A 4,264-nucleotide genomic window follows, 5' to 3' on the forward strand; every position below is an offset into this window, starting at 1 on the left:
GCTCCGCTCCGCGATCAACCGGGCCCGGGGCCGCGCCCGCGGCCCCCGGGGGGGGGGGGGCGCGGCGGGGCCGGGGCCCCCGGGGGGGCCGCCCCCTCCCCTGCCTCCGCCCCGGCCTTCAGGCTCCGGTGGCTGCTCCGCCTTCGCCGGCCAGCAGCTTCTCCAGGACGACCGCGATGCCGTCCTCGTCGTTCGACGCCGTGACCTCGTCCGCCACGGCCAGCAGCTCCGGGTGCGCGCCCGCCATCGCGACGCCGTGCGCGGCCCAGGCGAACATCGGAATGTCGTTCGGCATGTCGCCGAACGCGATCGTGTCCCGCCCCGTGACGCCGAGCCGTCGCGCCGCGAGGGAGAGGCCGCGTGCCTTCGTGAGGCCGACCGGCACCAGCTCGACCGTGCCGGGTCCCGCCATCACCACGTCCGTCAGCCCGCCGACCAGCTCGCGCGCCGCCCGCGTCAGCGCGTCGTCGTCCAGCGCGGGGTGCTGGAGGTAGACCTTGTTCAGCGGGGCGGCCCAGAGGTCCGCCACGTCCTCGACGGTGGTGGCCAGGTCGGCCTTGCGGCTGTTGAGCCGGTACCGCGCGTCGGTCAGGACGACGCCGTCGGTTCCGTCCTGGCTGACCGCGATCGCCAGCGGGCCGAGTTCGGCCTCGATCGCGGCGATCGCGAGCCGTGCGACCTGCCGGTCGAGCGTCAGCGACGTGAGCAGCCTGCGCTCGCCCGCGTGGTAGACCTGCGAGCCCTGGCCGCACACGGCGATTCCCTCGTACCCGAGGTCGCTCAGCACATCACGCGTCCACGGCGCGGACCGGCCGGTGACCACGATGTGCGCCGCGCCGGCCGCCGTCACGGCGGCGAGCGCCGCCCGTGTACGGCCGGAGACCGTGCCGTCCCCGCGCAGCAGCGTGCCGTCGAGGTCCGTCGCGACCAGCGGATACGGGAACGCCGCCGCCCGGCCGGTGCCGGACGCGGGGACGGGGGCCGCGCCGCCGGTGGCCGCCTCGCCGGGGCCGCCGGCGCGCACCTCGCCCTCGCTCACTTCGCGACCGGCTCCAGCAGCTCCCGGCCCCCGAGGTAGGGGCGCAGGACCTCGGGCACCCAGACGGAGCCGTCGGCGCGCTGGTGGTTCTCCAGCAGCGCCACGATCGTGCGCGTCACCGCGCAGAGCGTGCCGTTGAGCGTGGACAGCGGCTTGACCTGCTTGCCGTCGCGCATCCTGACGGACAGCCTGCGCGCCTGGAACCCGTCGCAGTTGGACGTGGACGTCAGCTCGCGGTACTTGCCCTGGGTCGGAATCCACGCCTCGCAGTCGTACTTGCGCGAGGCCGAGGCGCCCAGGTCGCCCGACGCCACGTCGATCACCTGGAAGGGCAGGCCGAGGCCGAGCAGCCACTCCTTCTCCCACTCCAGCAGCCGCAGGTGCTCCGCCTGCGCGTCCTCCGGCGCCACGTACGAGAACATCTCGACCTTCTCGAACTGGTGGACGCGGAAGATGCCTCGGGTGTCCTTGCCGTACGTGCCGGCCTCGCGGCGGAAGCACGAGGAGTAGCCCGCGTACCGCAGGGGCAGCCGGTCGGCGTCGATGATCTCGTCCATGTGGTACGCGGCGAGCGGCACCTCGGACGTCCCGACCAGGTAGTAGTCGTCCTGCTCCAGGTGGTACACGTCCCCCGCGGCCTGGCCGAGGAATCCCGTGCCCTCCATGGCCGCGGGCCGCACCAGCGCCGGGGTGATCATCGGTGTGAAGCCGGCGGCGGTGGCCTGCGCGACCGCCGCGTTGACCAGCGCGAGCTCGAGCAGCGCGCCGACGCCCCTGAGGTAGTAGAAGCGGGAGCCCGACACCTTCGCGCCGCGTTCCATGTCGATGGCGCCGAGCGCCTCGCCCAGCTCCAGGTGGTCCTTGGGCTCGAAGCCCTCCGCGCCGAAGTCGCGGATGGTGCCGTGCGTCTCCAGGACGGTGAAGTCCTCCTCGCCGCCGACCGGCACGTCCTCGTGGACGACGTTGCCCAGCTTGAGCAACAGGCTCCTGGCCTCCTCGTCCGCCTCGTGCTGTGCGGTGTCGGCGGCCTTCACCTCGGCCTTCAGCCGCTCGGCCCTCCCCAGCAGCTCGGCCTTCTCCTCGGCGGACGCCTTGGGGATCAGCTTGCCGATCGACTTCTGCTCGGAGCGCAGCTCGTCGAAGCGGACACCGGACGACCTGCGGCGCTCGTCGGCGGAGAGCAGCGCGTCGACGAGGCCGACGTCCTCTCCACGGGCGCGCTGGGAGGCACGGACACGGTCGGGGTCTTCACGGAGCAGGCGAAGGTCAATCACCTTGCCAAGGCTACCGGTGCCTGTCGGCGCGCCTCACCCGCATTACCCCGGGGTCTCGGGGAGATCCACAGCGCTTGTAGATTTGTCCGTTATGGACCGTATTCACGCGAATTGGATAAAATACAGAGAATGATCAAGAATGACGTATGGAGTCTTTCGGTGTTCGTCAAGCCATCGCCCAGAATTCCCCGTTCAGAGGGAAGCGCGTGTTCTCACCTTGACTCAGATCCCTTGCGTTGGCGGGGACTTGGCGTCGGCTCGGCGCTCCTTGTCCACAGCGGGCGGGGTTCGGATCTCCAGTTATCCACAGGCTTCTCTTTCCTGCTGTGGATAGCGGGGCGGGATCTTTATCAGAGAGATCAGCTGCCGGACAAATCCGCCCTCAAACCTGCAATCACCACTCCTTCGAGTGGGAATTACCCCTTCCATGAAGATGATCACCCGGAGTGAGGGTCATGTGAGGGCTTCGCGTGTACCCACACCCTGTGGATAGCGAAAGAGTGACTCGGGAGATTTGTCGACGAACCGGACCTCCAATGTCGACTTGTCCTCAGGTCGAGGATGTCGACTGTGGATAACCCGCCGAGTTATCCACAGGCTGGGTGCCGCTGTGCACAAAGAAGCCGCCTCTCCCCGGCCGAGCACGTGCCGCACGACCCGGCCGACGGCCCCCGCACGCCGTGCGGCCCCGCCTGTGGTGCGGCCCCTCGTGCCGTGCGGCCCTTCGTGCCGTGCGGCCCTTCGTGCCGTGCGGCCCTTCGTGCCGTGCGGCCCTTCGTGCCGTGCGGCCCCCGGGGACGGCGCGCCCCCGCCGCTCCCGTCCGCCGCCCGCGCGCGCTCAGGAGCGTCCGTCCTGGCTTCGCGCGAGCCACTCCGCCGCCTCGATGAAGTCGGCGTCCGACGTGCCGGTCCGCGGCGGCCGTACGTCCGCGGGCGCCACACCCGCACGCGGGTACGAGCCGAGGAAGCGCACCTTCGGGCAGATCCGCTTCAGGCCCATCAGCGCCTCGGCCACCCGGCGCTCCGCGATGTGGCCCTCCGCGTCGACGGCGAAGCAGTACTTCCCCATGCCGGCGCCGGTCGGCCGGGACTGGATCTGGATCAGGTTGACGCCCCGCACCGCGAACTCCTGGAGCAGGTCGAGCAGCGCGCCGGGGTGGTCCTCGCCCAGCCAGATCACCAGGGACGTCTTGTCCGCGCCGGTCGGCGCGGCGGGCCGGCCGGGCCGCCCGACGAGGACGAAGCGGGTGACCGCGTTCGCCGCGTCGTGGATCTCGGTGAACAGCGGTTCGAGACCGTACGTCGCCGCCGCGAACACGCCCGCGAAGGCGCCGTCGTACTTGCCCTCGCGCACCAGCCGGGCGCCGTCCGCGTTCGAGGCGGCCGACTCCCAGACGGCGTCGGGCAGATGGCCCCGCAGCCAGTCCCGCACCTGCGGCTGCGCCACCGGGTGCCCGGTCACGGTGCGCACGTCGGCGAGGGCCGTGCCCGGCCGTACGAGCAGCGCGAACGTGATCGGCAGCAGGACCTCGCGGTAGATCATCAGCGGTTCGCCGCCGGTGAGTTCGTCGATGGTCGCGGTGACGCCGCCCTCCACCGAGTTCTCGATCGCGGCGAACGCCCCGGCCGCCTGCCCCGCCCGTACGGCGTCGAAGGCCGCCGGTACGGACACCATGGGCGCGAGTTCCCTGGTGGCCGCTTCAGGGAGAGTGCGCAGAGCGGCTTCGGTGAAGGTGCCCTCGGGCCCGAGATACGTGTAGCGCGTGGCCGACATGCGGCCCACCCTAGTGCCCCCCGCCGGGGCCCCGGGGGGGGGCGGGGGCCGCGCCCCCCCCCCGGGCCCCCCCCCCGGGGGCCGGGCGGGGGGGGGGGCGGCCCCCCCGGCCCCGGTACGCGGATCTTGTCCAGCACGGTCTGGAACTGAGGGCAGTGCCCGGCTTGCCCGTGAGTC

General features: G+C 72.0%; 3 protein-coding genes. All 3 read right to left on the reverse strand.

Going from position 1 to position 4,264, the window contains the following annotated elements:
* Window positions 1-118: 118 nt before the first annotated feature.
* On the reverse strand, window positions 119-931 hold the full coding sequence (locus LCE31_RS28520; RefSeq protein ID WP_225019244.1) for an HAD family hydrolase: 813 nt from the start codon (window positions 929-931) through the stop codon (window positions 119-121).
* Window positions 932-1,035: 104 nt separating this feature from the next.
* On the reverse strand, window positions 1,036-2,313 hold the full coding sequence (gene serS / locus LCE31_RS28525; RefSeq protein WP_225019240.1) for a serine--tRNA ligase: 1,278 nt from the start codon (window positions 2,311-2,313) through the stop codon (window positions 1,036-1,038).
* An 838-nt stretch (window positions 2,314-3,151) separates the two neighbouring features.
* On the reverse strand, window positions 3,152-4,087 hold the full coding sequence (gene pheA, locus LCE31_RS28530) for a prephenate dehydratase (protein ID WP_225019242.1): 936 nt from the start codon (window positions 4,085-4,087) through the stop codon (window positions 3,152-3,154).
* Window positions 4,088-4,264: the final 177 nt, after the last annotated feature.

Source organism: Streptomyces sp. 8L, from assembly GCF_020176795.1.
Taxonomy (GTDB): Bacteria; Actinomycetota; Actinomycetes; order Streptomycetales; family Streptomycetaceae; genus Streptomyces.